This is a genomic window from Shinella sp. M31 (assembly GCF_049199205.1).
Lineage (GTDB): Bacteria > Pseudomonadota > Alphaproteobacteria > Rhizobiales > Rhizobiaceae > Shinella.
On sequence record NZ_JBLZPH010000135.1, the window covers coordinates 41522 to 59376 of the forward strand.

Consider the following 17855-nt stretch of genomic DNA (forward strand, 5'->3'; position numbering starts at 1 on the left):
GGAAGCGGCGGGGCGTCGGACCGGTCCCGTGGTTTCATCCCCTGACGGCGCGCCGGATGTGCCTGTGCGGCACACAAGGGGGCTGGGACTGGCGGATGCGTCGGCATCGTCCGCCGGAGCGGTGTCTTCCCGGGAAAGGCGATGAGTCTTTCCGTCCGGGCCGGGCTCGATGAAGAGTTCTGCGCGGATGTCAAAACCGGTCCAAGGCCCGCCCCGGAAACCGACGGCAAACCGCCGCCAATCCAGCCTTTGCAGAGAGACCGGAGTCGCAGGCAAAAAACGCTGAACGGGGCGCTGAAAGGTGTCACTTCTATAACTTTTGACGAGACAGCTTTGAGCGCCCCGTCCGAAGCCTGATCCAGACCCCGGCGTGGCGTTTCACGCGCGGGACGGTTTTTTCGCGCGTCCCGTCGAGCGGCAGGCCGCAAAGGCGGCGCCCGGCGACGGCCGATCCGGCCCGGCGAAAACCACCCCGGATGTCGCGCGCCGGGCGCATCGCCCGCCTTCCCTTCCCGAAAACAGGAGTCCCCATGCCCTGCGAACCCCTCCCGCTCAGCCGCCAGCTGCTCGCCCGCACCGCCGAAATGCTGGCTCTGCCGGAGCGCATCTGCCGCCGTCGCGACTGCCGGCGCCGGCATCGCTGCAACTGGTTCTTCCCTGCGACGCAGCAGCCCTGCTGCCTTGCCAATCTCGACGCCGACCAGCGCCGCCTCTTCGACGAACTGGCGCAGACCGTGGCGGATGCCGAGCATTTCGGCTATCTCGCGAGCAAGATCAGGATGAGCTCGTCCTACCGCGAGACGCGCGCCCATCAGGACGCTGCCGTCGAGACCGCCCACGCGCTCGTTTCCGGCCGCAAGCGAAAGGCCTTTCGCGCCTTCGAAAAGATGCGCGCGGCGCAGCCCGCACCGAAATACGAGGGCGAGGCGCCGCCGCTGCCGAAGCACTGGTGAACGGGCCTATTCGGCCGCCTCGCCCTTGACGAGCACCGGCCCGGGCTCGAGCGCGGCGGCCAGTTCGTAGGAATAGCCTTCCAGCATGGCATAGGCCTGCTCGATGGACTGGATCTGGGTCTCGGCATTGCGGATCGCCTCGGCGATCGATTGCGAGCGGGCGCGCAGCATGGAGCCCAAAAAGTCCGTGCCGGCCTTGCGGCCGAGGCGGTCGATATGCTGGCGCACGCGGTTGCGGTGGCGTTCCAGCTCCAGGATGTGGAAGCGGCTCTTGACGATGTCGTCGGAGAGTTTGCGGCGCATCGCCGCCAGCGGGTCGAAGCTGCCCGGCTCGCGCTCGTCGAGGATGACCTCGTTGACCAGCGGTTCGAGCAGCATCAGGCCCTTGAGGTCGCGCGGATCGGCCAGCTGCGGGTCGAAGCCGGTGTCGTCGAACACTTTTCGGCGCACGGGATCGCGCAGGAGATCGTAACACGTCTGCAAACGGGCGAACTGGTCGGCGTCGCCGCCCGAATCGGGATGCATGCCCTTGGCGGCCTTGCGATAGGCAGCCTTCACCGCGTTGTCGTCTGCATCGCGCTCCAGTCCGAGCATGGTGTAGGGATCGATCACGCAGGCACCTGTTGTTCTTCGAATGCGTCGTTTGTTGTTTACGCCGTTTTCCGCCCCCGAGGGGACGAAATTGTGGTCACGCCGCGACGATGCACAGAAAGCGCTACTCCGCCGCGTCGCGCGCCTCGCCCCGCGCCGACAGCACCGCCGCGAAGGCATTGGCGATCACCTCCGGCCCGGCGCCCGGCTTGGTGGCATCGGTGGAGAGGATCTGCCGGTAGCGCCGGACACCCGGAAAGCCCTGGAACAGCCCGACCATATGCCGCGTGACATGCGCCACCCGCCCGCCCCGGGCGATCACCTCGGCCGCATAGGCCACCATGGCATCCCGCACCGCCTCCCACCGCTCGACGGGAAGCCCCTGCGGATCGGAGAAAGCACCGGATGGCTGGCCACCCGACAGGGGATGCGGAAAAAGCTCATCCACGCCCGTGAGAACACCGCTATCCTGATAGGCGGCCCTGCCAAGCATGACACCGTCAAGCCCGTCCATCTCTTCGACAGCGTGACTCAAACTATGAAGCCCGCCGTTGAGGCCGATGAAAAGACCGGGGTTTTCACTTTTCAGCCGCCGCACCAGATCGTAGTCCAGCGGCGGAATATCGCGGTTCTCCTTCGGCGACAGGCCTTGCAGCCACGCCTTGCGGGCATGGACCCAGACGGCATCCGTCCCGGCGGCCTTCACGCGGGAGACGAGGTCGCGCAACGCCACCTCCGGGTCCTGGTCGTCGACGCCGATGCGGCATTTCACCGTGACGGGAATGGTCACCGCCGCCTTCATCGCGGCCACGCAATTGGCCACGAGGTCCGGCTCGCGCATCAGGCAGGCGCCGAACGTGCCGGACTGCACCCGGTCCGAGGGGCAGCCGACATTGAGGTTGATCTCGGCATAGCCGAAATCCGCGCCGATCCGCGCCGCTTCCGCCAATTTCTCTGGGCTATTGCCACCAAGCTGCAAGGCGACCGGCTGCTCCACGGCATCGAAGCCGAGCAGGCGCTCGCGATTGCCGCGCAGGATGGCATCGGCGACGATCATCTCGGTGAAAAGCAGCGCATGCTTCGTGAGCTGCCGCGCAAAGACGCGGTAATGCCGGTCCGACCAATCGATCATCGGCGCGGTGGCGAAAATCTTCGTCCCCGCGGTCACGGCCTGGCTGTAGAATGTCGCTCTCTTCGTCATGGCCGGGCTCATACTCCATCCCGTCTTCAAAAACCACCCTCCGCCCTTTCCCCGTCCCGGCGGGCGGGTGCTAGAGTGGGCTGAGGAATCAAACCGCCGGAGGAAACCATGCCGCTTTACGCCCTCGACGACCGCGCCCCGACACTGCCCGCCGACGACCGCTACTGGGTGGCGCCGGATGCCAATGTCATCGGCAAGGTCATCGTCGGCGAGGATGTCGGCATCTGGTTCGGCGCGACGCTGCGCGGCGACAACGAGCCGATCATCCTCGGTGCCCGCTCCAATATCCAGGAGGGCGTGGTGGTGCATACGGACCCCGGAAAACCCGTCGTCATCGGCGAAGGCTGCACCATCGGCCACAGCGCCATCATCCATGGCTGCACGATCGGCAACAATTCGCTCATCGGCATGGGCGCGACCGTGCTGAACGGCGCGGTCATCGGCAACAATTGCCTGGTCGGCGCCAATGCGCTGGTGACGGAAGGCAAAATCTTTCCGGACAATTCGCTGATCGTCGGCTCCCCGGCAAAGGCCATCCGCACGCTGGACGCGGAGGCCGTCGAGGGCCTGAAGCGCTCGGCCGAAAGCTATGTCCGTAACTGGCAGCGCTTCAAGAAGGGGTTGAAACCGATCGCCTAAGCGCAGCCCGCACAGGTGCCGCGGATCTCGATCGTCGTCTTGCCGGTCTTGAAATTGCGGTCCTTCGCAAAGCTTTTCAGCCGGTCCTCGATCACATGGTCGTGGAACTCGGTGACCTTGCCGCAGGTCTCGCAGATCGTGAAGGCGGTGATGCCGTGGGCGTGGCAGCTCTCGTCGGGATGGGCGCAGGCGACGAAGGCATTGATGCTTTCCAGCCGGTGCACGAGGCCGAACTCCAGGAGCTTGTCGAGTGCGCGATAGACCTGGAGCGGCGCGCGAAACCCGCTGTCGCGCAGCTTGTCGAGGATCGTATAGGCGCTGAGCGGCCCCTGGGAATGCGAGAGCACATCGAGCACGAGGCCCTGGTTGCGCGTCAAAGTCTGGGTCGTCATGCCTGGCCTCTCTGGCTGGCGGTTGAAGAATCGACGCCGCTCGTCCTCGGCTTGGTCAGCAGGCTTAGAATGAACAGGCCAAGCGCTGCAACGACGATCGAGGGGCCGGAAGGCGTGTCGAATTTCAGGGAGCCGAACAGCCCGCCGATGACGGCAAGTGCCCCGATGACGGAGGCGAGCACCGCCATGATCTCCGGGCTCGTCGAAAAGCGCCGCGCCGTGGCGGCGGGAATGATCAAAAGTGAGGTGATGAGCAGAATGCCGACGATCTTCATGGCGATGGCGATGACGAGCGCCATCAGGAGCATGAAGGCCAGCCGCGTCTTCTCCGGCTCCATGCCCTCGGCCTCCGCCAGTTCCGGATTGACCGTCGAGGCGATCAGCGGACGCCACATCCAGACGATGGCGAAGGTGACGAGAATGCCGCCGCCCCAGACCAGATCCACATCGGCGCGCGAGACGGCGAGGATATCGCCGAACAGGAAACCGACGAGATCGATGCGCACCCAGGTCATGAAGGAGACCATGACAAGGCCGATCGCCAGCGTGGCATGCGAGAGAATCCCGAGCAGCGCATCGGTGGAAAGCGTGCCGCGCTTCTGGAGCAGCAGCAGCAGGATCGAGACGGTGGCGGCGACGATGAAGACGCTGATCAGCAGGTTGAAATCCATCAGCAGCGAAAGCGCCACGCCCAGCAGCGCCGAATGGGCCATCGTATCGCCGAAATATGCCATGCGGCGCCAGACGACGAAACAGCCGAGCGGCCCGGCGGTGAGCGCAAGCCCGACGCCGGCGACGAGCGCGCGCATGAAAAAGTCGTCAAGCATCGCGCCGCGCTCCCTTGCTGTCTGCCGGCCGGGGCGCGGTGTCGGGACCACAGCCGCAATTCGGCCCGTGAACGTGTCCGCTGCCCAGCCCCAGGCGCATCGGCCCGGCGCGGCCGCCGGACGGCAGGATATCGCGGTGATGCCCGTCGTCAGGCCGGCAATCGTCGGTGATCGAGCCATCGGCATGCAGCACGCGGCCGTCAGGCAGATGCGTGTGGTCGTGGTTGTGATTGTAGAAGGCCAGCGTCTGGCCGCCGCGAACGCCGAACAGGCGCTGGTATTCCGGGCTCTGACTGACGATATCGGGCGTGCCGCGGCAGCAGACATGGCCGTTGAGGCAGATGACGGTGTCCGTCTCGGCCATCACGACATGCAGGTCGTGCGAGATCAGCAGGATGCCGCAGCCCGTCGTGTTGCGAATGGTCTTGATGAGATCGTAGAGCGCGATCTCGCCGGAGAAATCGACGCCCTGCACCGGTTCGTCGAGCACCAGCAGGTCCGGCTTGCGGGCTATGGCACGGGCGAGCAGCGCGCGCTGGAATTCACCGCCCGAAAGATGCTGCACCTCGGCGCGGGCAAGATGGCGGATGCCGGTCGCCTCGAGCGCGGCATCGATCTCCGCGCCCTTGAGCGAGGAGGTCAGCGTCATCAGCCGGTCGACGGTGAGCGGCATGGTCCAGTCGACCGCAAGCTTCTGCGGCACGTAGCCGACCTTGAGGCCCGCCTTGCGCTCCACCCTGCCCTCGTCGGCCTTCAGCACGCCGATCGCCGTCTTGGCGGTCGTCGATTTTCCCGAGCCATTCGGGCCGATCAACGTGACGATTTCGCCCGGTGCTATGGAAAATTCCACGCCGCGCACGAGCCAGCGGCCCTGACGGCGCACGCCGACACCCGCAAGCGAGACGAGCGGCTGAACGGTCTTGGTTGGGGTCTGCAGCATGATTTTTCCAAAATGCCTGTTGCGTGAGGATATGGCACACGTTATAGCATAACGCAATTGATGTAATAACATTACATTCGAATTCAAGCGGAGTATCCCATGCAAAAGACCGTGCGCACCCTCCTTCTCTCCACCGCCCTCCTTGCCGCCGGCACCCTTGCCGCGCGCGCCGAAGCGCCGGATGTGGTGGTGTCGATCAAGCCGATCCACTCGCTCGTCGCCGCCGTCATGCAGGGCGTGGGCGAGCCGAAGCTGATCGTCGAGGGTGCGGCTTCGCCGCATACCTATTCGCTGAAGCCGTCCAATGCCGCCGCCCTTCAGGATGCGGACCTCGTCTTCTGGGTCGGCCACGGGCTGGAAGCCTTCCTCGAAAAGCCGCTGGAATCGCTTGGCGGCAAGGCGACCATCGTCGAGCTCAACGATGCGCCCGGCCTGGAGAAGCTGCAATTCCGCGAGGGTGGCCCGTTCGAGGCGCATACGCATGAGGGCGAGGAAGGGCACGATCATGCCCATGAGGAAGAAGGTCACGACCACGCCAAGGCGGCAGACGCCGGTCACGATCACGAAGAGGAAGCCGGCCATCAGCATGAGGAGCATGGCGAATTCGACATGCATCTGTGGCTGAGCCCGGACAATGCCCGCGCCATCGCCACCGAGGCCGCCCGCGCGCTTTCGGAGAAGGACCCGGCCAATGCCGAGATCTACAACAAGAACCTCGCGGCCCTCACCGACAAGCTCGCCGCGCTCAACACCGAAATCACCGAGACCGTCGCCCCTGTGAAGGAGAAGCCCTTCATCGTCTTCCACGATGCCTATCAGTATTTCGAGCATCACTACGGCGTGCACGCCGCCGGCTCCATCACGGTCAGCCCGGAAACCCTGCCGGGCGCCGAACGCCTGACGCAGATCCGCGACAAGGTCAAAACCCTCGGCGCCACCTGCGTCTTCGCCGAACCGCAGTTCGAGCCGAAGCTGGTCAACGTGGTAATCGAGGGAACGTCTGCCAAGTCCGGCGTGCTCGACCCGGAAGCCGCCACGCTGGAGCCGGGTCCGGAGCTCTACTTCACGCTGATGCGCAGCATCGCCACCTCACTGCGCGATTGCCTGGGACAGCCGAGCTGATTTGGAGGGGCAATAGTTGCCGCATGGATGCTCGGGTCAAGCCCGAGGATGACGTGGTGGGGATGGTCAAGGCGACGCGAGAAACATGGCCGGATGAGAATGGCAAGGCAAAGATCATCGCACGCAAAAACCTTGAGGGGCACGACGCGAGAGCATCGGAAACTTGAACAACCGCCCAAGCGGTTTTTTCCCCTAAACTTTGCCGCGCCGCCTCACCTCTCCTCCGTCATGCTCGGGCTCGACCCGAGCATCCACAACCACAAGCGCCGCATGAACCTTCGGCGCAGGCCCCAAACTCAAGAAAATCGGCGGGACCATCCCGCCTTTTTCAGCCCGAAAAATGTAATTGTATAACATTAAAGGCAAGAAACGATGGACAACCGCCTCCCCGTCACCGTGCTCTCCGGCTTCCTCGGCGCCGGCAAGACGACGCTGCTCAACCATATCCTGAACAACCGCAGCGGCCTGCGCGTGGCGGTCATCGTCAACGACATGAGCGAAGTGAACATCGACGCCGCCCTCATCCGCGAAGGCGGGGCCGATTTTTCCCGCACGGACGAACAGTTGGTGGAGATGACCAATGGCTGCATCTGTTGCACGCTGCGCGACGACCTGCTGGCGGAGGTGCGGCGGCTGGCCGAGATGAACCGCTTCGATTACCTGCTGATCGAATCGAGCGGCATTTCCGAGCCGCTGCCCGTCGCCACCACCTTCGATTTCCGCGACGAAAGCGGCTGGAGCCTGTCGGATGTCGCCCGGCTCGACACGATGGTGACGGTGGTCGATGCCGCAAACCGCCTGAAAGACTACGGCTCCCAGGACTTCCTGGCCCAGCGCGGCGAGACGGCCGGCGAAGGCGATACGCGCACGCTGGTGGAACTCCTCGTCGAGCAGATCGAATTCGCCGATGTGGTGGTGCTCAACAAGACGGGTGCCGCAAGCCCCACCGATCTCATCGCCGCCCGCCAGATCGTCGGCGGCCTCAACGCCGCCGCCCGCATAATCGAGACGGATTTCGGCCGTGTGGAACTTACCGACATCCTCGGCACCGGGCTGTTCGATTTCGCCAAGGCGAGCGAACATCCGCTGTGGTTCAAGGAGCTGCACGGCTTCAGGGACCATGTACCGGAGACGGAGGAATACGGCATCCGCTCCTTCGTCTACCGCGCCAGAAGGCCTTTCCACCCGGCGCGGTTCAAGGCGTTTCTCGATGAAAGCTGGCCGGGCGTCATCCGCGCCAAGGGCTTCTTCTGGCTGGCGACGCGGCCGCACCATGTCGGAGAGATGAGCCAGGCGGGCGCGCTGGTCAGGAGCGACCGGCTCGGCCTGTGGTGGGCCGCCGTGCCGCGCCAGCATTGGCCTGAGGACAAGGCAGCGCTTGAGGCCATCGCGACCAACACCGATCCCGTCTGGGGCGACCGGCGGCAGGAGCTCGTCTTCATCGGCGCGGACCCGATGGATGAAAACGACATCCGCCGCCGGCTGGACGCCTGCCTCGTCGCGGCGGAAAGCTTCGAGCCCGCCCGTTGGGCGAACCTGCCGGACCCGTTTCCCGCCTGGATCCGGCAGGCCGGCTGATCAGGAGAGCGCGGTGTAGCGGAAGCCGGCAAAATCCCCGCCGCGCCCGCCTCCGGTAATATCGAAGGCGAAAAGGCCGATGAAGGCGCCGGTGAACGAGCCATGTTCGCCCCGCCCGCCTTCGTCGGACACCACGCCGGCATCCAGCACCGGGCCGATCGCCTGCCAGGCGTCGGTACCGGCGGGGCGCCAGAAGAACTGGAGATCGTTGCCATGCACCTCTGCCGCCAGTTCCAGCGCCCCCTCGCCCACCGCCACGCCGCTGCCGGCCGGGAAGGTCAGGTTTCCGTTCGGGTAATCCCCCGGGCAGGACAGGATGGTCAGCGTGCGGCCCAGCACCTCGTGCCGGGTCAGCCCCAGCGCATGGAACTTGTAGCGGTTGTAGTAGTGGGTGAGGCCCGCAACCTGCTGATAGACCTCCGGCTCCGCCTCGATCACCGTCTCGGCGCGAAAATCATGATGCTCCTGCCGCCGCGCCACCAGCGCCTGCTCGAACCAGCTGCCGATGCTTTCGCGCCCGAACAGCCGCAGATGCCCCGGCCGGGCGGAGAGCGAAAAGATCCGCTCCGGCTCCGGCGTGCGCAGCCACTGGAAATCCGCCGGCAACGTGCCGTCGGAAAAATCATAGGATACGCTCGCCGGCTTCTCGATGGCGACGGCTCCGCCCGGCGCCGCGACCTCAACCTCCGGCACCGGCGAGCCATGCTCCAGATAGAGCCAGTCGTTCTCGCGCCAGACGCATTTCTGCAGCGCCGTCTCGCGGCCCAGCGTGCAGCGGCGCAAGGGCGCCAGCGGCCGGCCGCAGAGATGGGTGTGATAGGCCTCGCCCTCCGGCGTCTCGACATATTGTCCATGCCCTGCCCGCTGGAGCGGCGCCTCGGGGTGATCCTTGGCGGTGATCAGGTAAAGATCCGGATGCGTTTCATAGGGCCCGTCGATCGTCCGCGAGCGCGCCATGGTGACAGTGTGGTCGTAACCCGTGCCGCCCTCCGCCGTCGTGAGATAATACCAGCCGTTGCGGCGGAAGAGATGCGGCGCCTCCACCAGGCCCTGCCTTGTGCCGGGAAAGATGTTCTTCACCGGCCCGACCAGACGCCGCGCTCCGGCATCCCATTCCTGAAGCAGGATGCCGTCAAAGGCATTGTGCGCAGCACCCGTATGGTTTTCCAGCCGGTGGTTCCACTGCATGTTGACGAACCATTTTCGCCCGTCCTCGTCATGAAAGAGCGAGGGGTCGAAGCCGGAGGAATTGACGTAAACCGGGTCCGACCACTCACCCTCTACCGACGCGGCCGTAACGATGTAGTTGTGTGCATCCTTGAAGCTGCCGTCGAAGCGCTTGACGTCGGTATAGACCAGCCAGAACAGCCCGTCGGCGTAGGACAGGCACGACGCCCAGACGCCGCAGCTGTCGGGATTGCCGCGCATGTCGAGCTGGCTCCTGCGCTCCAGCGGCCGCCGCACCAGCGTCCAGTTCACCAGATCACGCGAATGATGGATTTGCACGCCCGGATACCACTCGAAGGTCGAGGTCGCGATGTAGTAGTCCTCCCCCACGCGGCAGATCGAGGGGTCCGGGTTGAAGCCTGGCAGGATCGGGTTGCGGATCATCGTCTCCTCCAAAATGATGCACGTACGTCAGATTATGCGCGAAAAAGGCCGCCCGGTTTTGCCGGGCGGCCAGAACGTCAATCGATTTCGGCCGAGCGCTTCCAGAGATTGACATCGGCGCCGTTCGAAAGGGTCTCGATCTCGGCAAGTTCGGCGGACGAGAAGTCGAGGTTGTCCAGGGCCTTGACACAATCGACGATCTGCGACGAGCGGCTGGCGCCGATCAGCGCCGAAGTGATGCGCCCGCCGCGCAGCACCCAGGCGATCGCCATCTGCGCCAGCGTCTGGCCGCGTTTCTCGGCGATGCCATTGAGTTTGCGGATATTGTCGAGAATTTCGGGACGGATGGAATCCGACTTCAGGAAATGGTTCAGCGCCGCGCGGCTGTCGCTCGGAATGCCGCCGAGATATTTTGCCGTCAACAGACCCTGCGCCAGCGGCGTGAAGACGATGGAGCCCATGCCGAGTTCATCGAGTGTGTCGACAAGGCCGTCCTCCTCGATCCAGCGGTTGAGCATGGAATAGCTCGGCTGGTGGATGATGCAGGGGGTGCCGAGGTCTTTCAGGATCGCGGCGGCTTCGCGGGTGCGCTGCGAATTGTAGGAGGAGATGCCCACATAGAGCGCACGGCCGGAGCGCACGATATGGTCGAGCGCGCCGCAGGTCTCTTCCAGCGGCGTCTCCGGGTCGAAGCGGTGCGAGTAGAAGATATCGACATAGTCGAGACCCATGCGCTTCAGGCTCTGGTCGCAGGAGGCGATCAGGTACTTGCGGCTGCCCCATTCGCCATAGGGACCCGGCCACATGTCGTAGCCGGCCTTGGAAGAAACGATCAACTCGTCGCGCAGGTGCTTGAAATCGGTGCGCAGGATTTCGCCGAAGGCCGTTTCGGCCGTTCCGCCGGGAGGACCGTAGTTGTTGGCGAGATCGAAATGGGTGATGCCGAGATCGAAGGCGGTGCGGCACATGTCGACCTTGCGGTCATGCGGCGTGTCATCGCCGAAATTGTGCCACAGGCCGAGCGACACCGCCGGCAGCTTCAGGCCGGAGCGCCCAACGCGGTTGTAGATCATCTTGTCGTAACGGTTGTCCGCCGGCTGCCAGGCCATTGTAAAATTCCTTTATTTGAATCGGGACGTGTTTCGTACAGCCCGGACATGCCAGCCGGCAAGGGACATCCGCCCTCACCGGCCGGTTGTTCGCAGGCTAGCGCAAGAGTGACCGCGCTTCCTCGATGCCCAATGCTTCCGGCTGGGTGCAGGTCGTCACGATATCGACGGCCTTGCCCTCCTCCGCCGAGCGCAGGATCGACGTCAGAACGTCGATCGTGTGCAGCGAACGATCCAGCGAGCAGCGATAGTCGCGGCCGGTCGTCACCGCCTCCATCATGTCGGCAAGGCCGATGCCGCGGTAATTGGCCTGGCGGCCCCAGTCGAACTGGTAGTTCTGCGCCGTCAGCGGGTGATCCCAGATCTCCACTTCCTTCGGCTCGCGGTCGTTGCCGGCCACTTCCACCTTACCACCGAAGAAGTTTGGATCCGGCACGAAGAGGGCGCCGTCGGTGCCGTAGAGTTCCATATTCTGATGGCGATGCGCCCAGACATCCCAACTCGCCATCAGCGCGATCTGCGCGCCGTTCTCGAATTCCAGGATGGCATGGATGTTGGTGGCCACGATGACCGGCACGGCCTGGCCAAGCCGCGGACCGTTGCCGATGATGCGCTCCTCGCGCGCCTTGTTGGCGAGCGCCACGACGCGTTTGACCGGGCCGACGAGGTTGACGAGGTTGTTGACGTAGTATGGACCGAGATCGAGGATCGGCCCGCCGCCCGGCGCGAAGAAGAAGTCCGGATTCGGATGCCAGCTCTCCATGCCGGGCGAGAGCACATGCGCCGTGCCCGACATGATCTTGCCGACCTTGCCGCTGTCGATGAGATGGCGGGCGAACTGGTGCGAGCCGCCGAGATAGGTATCCGGCGCCGAACCGACCTTGAGACCCCTAGCGTCGGCGATGCGGCGCAGGTCCTCGCCCTGTTCGATGGACAGAACGAAGGGCTTTTCCGAATAGACGTGTTTGCCCGCCTCAAGTGCGGCCTTCGAGACGGGATAGTGCGCCTCCGGGATCGTCAGGTTGACGACCACGTCGACCGCCGGATTGGCGAGCAGCGCGTCGATCTCCTCAGCCTCTACGCCGAACTCTTCCGAACGCGCCTTGGAGGCTGCGGGGTTGATATCGGCGCAGGCGACAAGCTTCAGGTTCCTGAACATCGGGATCAGCTTGAAATAAGCGCCCGAAATGTTGCCGCAGCCGATGATGCCGACTCCGTATTCCTTGCTCATGATGGTCAGTCCTCAGAATGCCTTGATGGTCTTGATCGAGCGGGTGGCGAGACGGGTGATGTCCTTGGGATTGTCATGCTCGACGATGAAGTGTTTTGCCGGCGTGCCGGCTAGCGCCTTGGCAAGATCGCCCCAGGCGACGGTGCCGTGGCCGACATCAGCCCAGCCGTCCTCGTCGGTGGCCTCGCCCTTCGGCGCGATGTCCTTGACATGCACGGCGGTGATGCGGCTGCCGTATTTCTGGATCCAGGCGAAGGGATCGGCTCCGCCGCGAATGACCCAGGCGATATCGGCTTCCCAGGTGAGATCCGGGCCGCCGGCAAAGATATGGTCCTGCGGCACAGAGCCGTCCGGCAGCGCGAAGAACTCGAAATCGTGGTTGTGCCAGCCGAAGGTCAGGCCCGCCTTACGCAGCGGCTCGCCGGCCTTCTGAAGCCGTGCGCCAAAAGCGTGCCAGCCGGCGGCATCCGTCGGGCGGTGTTCGGGCAGCAGATAGGGGCAATAGACCGCCTCGATGCCGAGCGTTCGGCAGATCTCGATGACGCGGTCCGGCTCGCCCTCAATCATGTCGAGGCCGAAATGGGCGGTCGGCATGGTGAGGCCGTTCCTGTCGAGATCGGCCTTCACCTGCTGGATCGCGGCATCGTCGAGCGATGCATAGAGCGCGCCGTAGCCCTCGACTTCCTTGTAACCGGCATCGGCGAGGATGCGGAACACTTCGGCGAAGGGTTGGAAGTTGCGGGCGCTGTAGAGCTGGAAGCTGACGGTCTGCATTATTGTCTCCTCATATCAGTCTTGGGAAGTGCATCAGTCTAGGGAAGTCTGGCAGGAATGAAGGTCGAGCCAGTGGAATTGCGGAACGGCACCGCTTTCGGCGGGCGTGAAGATCACGGTCCTGCGTTCTCCGGCGGTGAGGTCGAAGGCGTTGTCGGACCAGCGGCCGGCAACATCGGCCTCCAGCATGACATGCAGCGCAAGGCCGCTTGCCAAGGCGGTGACGGCAAAGCGGCCGTCGTCGCGTGGCGAAACATCGAGCGTCAGGCCGGAGGCGTCGAGGTCGAGCGCCTTGTAGGTGCCGGAGACGTGGTGCCCCTCGCCCTTCATGCCGTTGGACGCCTCGAAGGACCAGAACAGCAGCGTGTTCTCGGGAAGATCGGCGGCGAAGACGGTAAACAGCATCTCCGCCTTGTCAGGCCCGCAGGCACCCTCGACGCTGCGATGCGGGCGCCGCTCGCCGCTGAGCGAGACGAGCCAGGTGTCGAGCTTCACCGTGACAGCTTCGGCCGTATCGTTGACGACGGAGAAGCCGATAGTCTCGCCGTCCTTCGACGGGATGGCCGCGACGGCGACGGGCTGGAAGAAGCGGCGCACCATATAGTGCATGGCCTTCCAGCTGCCGCCGTAGTCGAGGCTCGACCACGAGGCGACCGGCCAGGTGTCGTTGAGCTGCCAGTAAAGCGTGCCCATGCAGTGCGGCTTCAGCGAGCGCCAGTATTCGACGGCGGTGCGGATGGCGAGACCCTGCTGGATCTGGCTGAGATAGACGAAGCTTGGGAAATCCTTGGGGAAGCGGAAGTAGCGGAACATCGTTCCGGCGATGCGCTCGTTGCCGCCGGCATTCTTCTGGTGGCTCTCCATCACGGGCGACGCGATGTTCATGTCCCCGGCGTCCGCGAAGGTCTTCATGACCGGCATGGACGTGTAGGATTGGAAGCCGAATTCCGAGCAGAAGCGCGGGCGCACGGTGCGGTAATTGTCGAACGACTTGTTCTCGTGCCAGACGGACCAGTAGTGCATGTCGCCGGAACCGTCGGCATGCCAGGCATCGCCGAAATCGAGGTAACCCGAAGCCGGGCTCGACGGCCACCAGATCGCGCCGGGCGCGGCCTTCTTCATCGCAACTTCGATGGTGCGGTTCAGGCGGTCGTAAGAGACGAGGTAGCGGTCGCGGTTCTCGCGGCTGACATCGAACCAGGTCAGCGCGCCGACCAACTCGTTGTCACCGCACCACAGAACGATCGAGGGATGCGAGGCGAGACGCTTGACCTGGTACTCGACCTCGGCAGCGACATTGTCGAGGAAGTCGACGGTCGAGGGATAGAGGTTGCAGGCGAACATGAAGTCCTGCCAGACCATCAGGCCGAGCTCGTCGCACAGATCGTAGAACCAGTCCGGCTCGTAGAACCCGCCGCCCCAGACGCGCAGCATGTTCATATTGGCATCGACGGCCGATTGCAGCAGGTCGCGCACCGCGACGGGGTTGATGCGCGAGGGCAGCGCGTCGGCGGGGATCCAGTTGGCGCCGCGGCAGAAGATTTCGCGGCCGTTGACCTTGAGCGCAAAGCGGCTGCCCGGCTCATCCTTGTCGATCAGGAGCTCGACCTGGCGCAGGCCGATGCGGCGCACCACCGTCTCCGTCGGCGTCTCGACGCGCACGGCATAGATCGCCTGCTCGCCATGGCCCTTCGGCCACCAGAGCGCCGGCTTCTCGATGCGGAACATGTGGGTGAGCTGCGTCTCGCCGGCATTGACGCCGATATCCAGCCGCACCCGCTCCTCGCCCAGCGCGAAATGCACCGGCAGGATGCCCGGCTGTTCGGCATGGAAGGTCGCGGTGACATAGAGATCGACGGCACCGTCCACATGGTGGAACTGCCGGGTCGTGACATGCTCGATGCGCGCGGCCTCCAGCTTGCGCAGCACGATCTCTCCATAGATGCCGAGCGGGGCAATCGCGATGTTCCAGTCCCAGCCGAAATGGCACTGCGGCTTGCGCAGCATGTTGCCGTTCGGGATCGGCGAATTGCCTGTGGACCACGGGATGAAGAAGGGCTGCTCCGCCTGCCGGATCGCGCCGGCCGCGACACTCGAATGGATCAGCACCTTCAGCGTGTTCTCGCCGACCTTCAGCGCATCGGTGACATCGGGACGATAGCGGCGAAAGCAATTGTCGGTGTCGAGCACCAGCACGCCGTTGACATAGACCGAAGCGACCGTGTCGACACTACCGATATCGAGATACCAGTCGCCCTCCAGCATTTCGGGCGCGATCTCGAAGGTCCGCTCGATCGCCCAGTCCTCCTGCGCCACCCACTGGATATCGCGCTCGTTGCGGCCGGCATAGGGATCGGGAATGAGGCCGGCGGCCAAAAGCGCGCTGTGCACATCCCCGGGCACGCGCATGGGGGCGGTGTGCGCCGCATCGGTGCTGGTGACGGTCCAGAGGCCGGAAAGATCGATGGAGGTGATGTCGGATGTGTGGGTCATGACAATATCTCTGAAATTCATGGGCGGGGCGAACTGCCCCTCACCCTAGCCCTCTCCCCGCAAGCGGGAAGAGGGAATGGCGACATCTCGGCTTGTCTCCTCTCCCGCCTGCGGGGAGAGGAGACAAGCCGGATGAGGGGCAGAGGCCTCTAAATCCGCTCCTCCGTACCCGCATCGAACAATGAAGCGAGCCCCATATCGAAGGAGAGCTTCACCGCCGTTCCGGGCGCAAAACGCCGGGCCCCGGCGACGCGAACGGATAGGGTGTGGCCGGCATGTTTGAGCCAGAGCAGGTTGTCGGCGCCCATCGGCTCCTCGATGTCGACGGTCGCCTGGTGATGGTCGGCACCGGAACCGTCCTCGTTGACCTTCACATGCTCCGGACGCACACCGAGCACGACCTTGCGGCCGGCTTGGAGCGGTTCTGCGGTGGCGTAGCCATCCAGTGCAAAATCCACGCCGTTGGCGACAAATACCGGCTTGCCGCCCTTCTCCACGATCTCGCCGCGCAGAAAATTCATCGACGGCGAGCCGATGAAGCCGGCGACGAACAGGTTGCGCGGCTCGTTGTAGATCGTGTTGGGATCGGCGAGCTGCTGGATGACGCCGCTCTTCATGATGGCGATGCGGTCGGCCAGCGTCAGGGCCTCGATCTGGTCGTGGGTGACGTAGATCATCGTGTTCTTCAGCGACTGGTGCAGCCGCTTGATTTCCACGCGCAGCTCCGAGCGCAGCTTGGCATCGAGGTTGGAGAGCGGCTCGTCGAACAGGAAGACATCGACGTCGCGCACCAGCGCCCGGCCGATCGCCACACGCTGGCGCTGACCGCCGGAAAGCTCGGACGGCTTGCGCTTGAGCAGCGGCCCAATCTGCAGGATTTCGGAAGCGCGGGCGACGCGCTTGTCGATTTCCGCTTTCGGCATCTTGGCGACCTGCAAACCGAAGGAGAGATTTTTTTCCACCGTCATCTGCGGATAAAGCGCATAGGATTGGAACACCATGCCGATCCCGCGATCCTTGGGCTCCTCCCAGGTGACATTCTTGTTCTTGATGAAGATCTGCCCGCCGGTCGGCTCAAGCAGGCCGGCGATGCAGTTCAAGAGGGTCGACTTGCCGCAGCCCGACGAGCCTAGAAGCACGAGAAACTCGCCCTCCCCGATATCGAGATTGAGGTTTTCCAGCACGTTGACCGCGCCGAAGCTCAACGAAAGGTCCTTGATGGAGACGGATTTCTGCATGGCTTAACCCTTGACTGCGCCGGCGGCGATGCCGCGGACGAACAGGCGTCCCGACACGAAATAAACGAAGAGCGGAACCGCGCCGGTGAGCAAAGTCGCGGCCATGTTGACGTTGTATTCCTTCACCCCCTGGACGGAGTTGACGATGTTGTTGAGCTGCACGGTCATCGGGTAGTATTCCGGCCGCGTGAACACGACGCCGAACAGGAAGTCGTTCCAGATGCCGGTGATCTGCAGGATCATGGCGACGACGAAGATCGGCAGCGACATGGGCAGCATGATGCGGAAATAGATCTGCCAGAAGCCCGCGCCATCGATGCGCGCTGCCTTGAACAACTCCTCCGGCAAGGACGAGAAGTAGTTGCGGAAAAGCAGCGTCAGGATCGGCATGCCGAAGATCGTATGCACGATGATGAGGCCGGTCAGCGTGCCGTAGATGCCGAGCTCCCGGAGCACGATGACGATCGGGTAGATCATCACCTGATAGGGAATGAAAGCGCCGACGATGAGGATCGTGAAGAACAGGTCGGCACCCTTGAACTTCCAGTTGGCGAGCGCATAGCCATTGACCGAGGCAACGAGGATCGAGATCAGCGTCGAGGGCACGGTGATGCGCACCGAATTCCAGAAACCGCGCGACAAGCCATCGCAGTTGAGGCCGGTGCAGGCCGTCGCCCAGGCCTTGGCCCAGGGCTCGAAGGTCACCTCCAGAGGCGGCGAGAAGATGTTGCCGAGCCGGATTTCCGGCATGCCCTTCAGCGAGGTCACCACCATCACATAGAGCGGCAGCAGGTAGTAGAGGGCCGCCACGGCGAGCGTGCCGTAGAGCATGATGTTGCGGCCGGAGAATGTGCGGCGCGGTCTGGCGCCACGGGGCTCGATGCCGGCTTTCGTTGCGGCGGCAAGCGCCGGGCCGGGCTTGATGGAAACGGTCTCAGCCACGCTTGCGTCCTCCGAATTCGAGATAGGCCCATGGCACGATGATGATGGCGACGGTGACGAGCATCATGGTCGAGGCGGCGAAGCCCTGCCCGAGGTTCTGCGCCTGGAACATGTAGTCGTAGACATATTTCGCCGGCACTTCCGACGAGATGCCCGGACCGCCGCTCGTCTGCGCCACCACGAGGTCATAGACCTTGACGATGCCGCTCGCGAT

General features: G+C 64.1%; 16 protein-coding genes and 1 pseudogene. 4 read left to right on the forward strand and 13 right to left on the reverse strand.

Features of this window, described 5'->3' with window-relative positions:
• Window positions 1-530: 530 nt before the first annotated feature.
• Window positions 531-953, forward strand: coding sequence for a hypothetical protein (locus ACOZKU_RS21580; RefSeq protein WP_421580620.1), 423 nt, complete (start codon window positions 531-533; stop codon window positions 951-953).
• A 6-nt stretch (window positions 954-959) separates the two neighbouring features.
• Here the strand turns inward: ACOZKU_RS21580 and ACOZKU_RS21585 are convergent, their stop codons facing one another.
• Window positions 960-1547, reverse strand: coding sequence for a J domain-containing protein (locus ACOZKU_RS21585; protein WP_314086998.1), 588 nt, complete (start codon window positions 1545-1547; stop codon window positions 960-962).
• Window positions 1548-1668: 121 nt separating this feature from the next.
• Window positions 1669-2745: a tRNA dihydrouridine(20/20a) synthase DusA gene (gene dusA, locus ACOZKU_RS21590; RefSeq protein WP_421580621.1), complete on the reverse strand. Its 1077-nt coding sequence runs from the start codon at window positions 2743-2745 to the stop codon at window positions 1669-1671.
• 108 nt (window positions 2746-2853) lie between these two features.
• Here dusA and ACOZKU_RS21595 point away from each other — a divergent pair, with 108 nt between their 5' ends.
• Entirely contained in the window at window positions 2854-3384 is a 531-nt protein-coding gene (locus ACOZKU_RS21595; RefSeq protein WP_421580622.1) for a gamma carbonic anhydrase family protein, read from the forward strand.
• Here ACOZKU_RS21595 and ACOZKU_RS21600 read toward each other — a convergent pair.
• The 3 genes from ACOZKU_RS21600 to ACOZKU_RS21610 are packed head-to-tail and all read right to left on the reverse strand — an operon-like array spanning window position 3381 to window position 5543.
• Window positions 3381-3776 carry a Fur family transcriptional regulator gene (locus ACOZKU_RS21600; protein WP_421580623.1) on the reverse strand — a complete coding sequence of 132 codons (396 nt, stop codon included), beginning with the start codon at window positions 3774-3776 and terminating at the stop codon, window positions 3381-3383. The two genes, ACOZKU_RS21595 and ACOZKU_RS21600, sit on opposite strands and share 4 nt — an antisense overlap.
• Window positions 3773-4603 (reverse strand): metal ABC transporter permease, encoded by an 831-nt coding sequence (locus tag ACOZKU_RS21605; protein WP_421580624.1) that lies wholly within the window; start codon window positions 4601-4603, stop codon window positions 3773-3775. The genes ACOZKU_RS21600 and ACOZKU_RS21605 overlap by 4 nt, the downstream gene beginning before the upstream one ends.
• Window positions 4596-5543: an ATP-binding cassette domain-containing protein gene (locus ACOZKU_RS21610; protein ID WP_421580625.1), complete on the reverse strand. Its 948-nt coding sequence runs from the start codon at window positions 5541-5543 to the stop codon at window positions 4596-4598. The genes ACOZKU_RS21605 and ACOZKU_RS21610 overlap by 8 nt, the downstream gene beginning before the upstream one ends.
• Window positions 5544-5642: 99 nt before the next feature.
• Here ACOZKU_RS21610 and znuA point away from each other — a divergent pair, with 99 nt between their 5' ends.
• Together znuA and zigA are read left to right on the forward strand one after the other, a co-directional pair.
• Window positions 5643-6665, forward strand: a complete 1023-nt coding sequence (znuA, locus tag ACOZKU_RS21615) for a zinc ABC transporter substrate-binding protein ZnuA (RefSeq protein WP_421580626.1) — start codon at window positions 5643-5645, stop codon at window positions 6663-6665.
• A gap of 372 nt (window positions 6666-7037) precedes the next feature.
• Window positions 7038-8243: a zinc metallochaperone GTPase ZigA gene (gene zigA / locus ACOZKU_RS21620; protein WP_421580627.1), complete on the forward strand. Its 1206-nt coding sequence runs from the start codon at window positions 7038-7040 to the stop codon at window positions 8241-8243.
• Here zigA and ACOZKU_RS21625 read toward each other — a convergent pair whose 3' ends face one another.
• The 8 genes and pseudogenes from ACOZKU_RS21625 to ACOZKU_RS21660 all read right to left on the reverse strand — a co-directional run.
• Window positions 8244-9854: a glycoside hydrolase family 43 protein gene (locus tag ACOZKU_RS21625; protein ID WP_421580628.1), complete on the reverse strand. Its 1611-nt coding sequence runs from the start codon at window positions 9852-9854 to the stop codon at window positions 8244-8246.
• A 77-nt stretch (window positions 9855-9931) separates the two neighbouring features.
• A complete protein-coding gene (mgrA, locus tag ACOZKU_RS21630) occupies window positions 9932-10963 on the reverse strand; it encodes an L-glyceraldehyde 3-phosphate reductase (RefSeq protein WP_421580629.1) in 1032 nt (343 codons plus the stop codon).
• Between the two features lie 97 nt (window positions 10964-11060).
• Entirely contained in the window at window positions 11061-12194 is a 1134-nt protein-coding gene (locus ACOZKU_RS21635; RefSeq protein WP_314084466.1) for a Gfo/Idh/MocA family oxidoreductase, read from the reverse strand.
• 12 nt (window positions 12195-12206) lie between these two features.
• Window positions 12207-12968: a sugar phosphate isomerase/epimerase family protein gene (locus ACOZKU_RS21640; protein WP_421580630.1), complete on the reverse strand. Its 762-nt coding sequence runs from the start codon at window positions 12966-12968 to the stop codon at window positions 12207-12209.
• 33 nt (window positions 12969-13001) lie between these two features.
• On the reverse strand, window positions 13002-15461 hold the full coding sequence (locus ACOZKU_RS21645; protein ID WP_421580631.1) for a beta-mannosidase: 2460 nt from the start codon (window positions 15459-15461) through the stop codon (window positions 13002-13004).
• Between the two features lie 149 nt (window positions 15462-15610).
• Window positions 15611-16699, reverse strand: a complete 1089-nt coding sequence (locus ACOZKU_RS21650; RefSeq protein ID WP_421580632.1) for an ABC transporter ATP-binding protein — start codon at window positions 16697-16699, stop codon at window positions 15611-15613.
• 3 nt (window positions 16700-16702) lie between these two features.
• A complete protein-coding gene (locus ACOZKU_RS21655; protein WP_421580635.1) occupies window positions 16703-17530 on the reverse strand; it encodes a carbohydrate ABC transporter permease in 828 nt (275 codons plus the stop codon).
• A gap of 103 nt (window positions 17531-17633) precedes the next feature.
• Window positions 17634-17855, reverse strand: a pseudogene (locus ACOZKU_RS21660) (sugar ABC transporter permease); the annotation flags it as partial.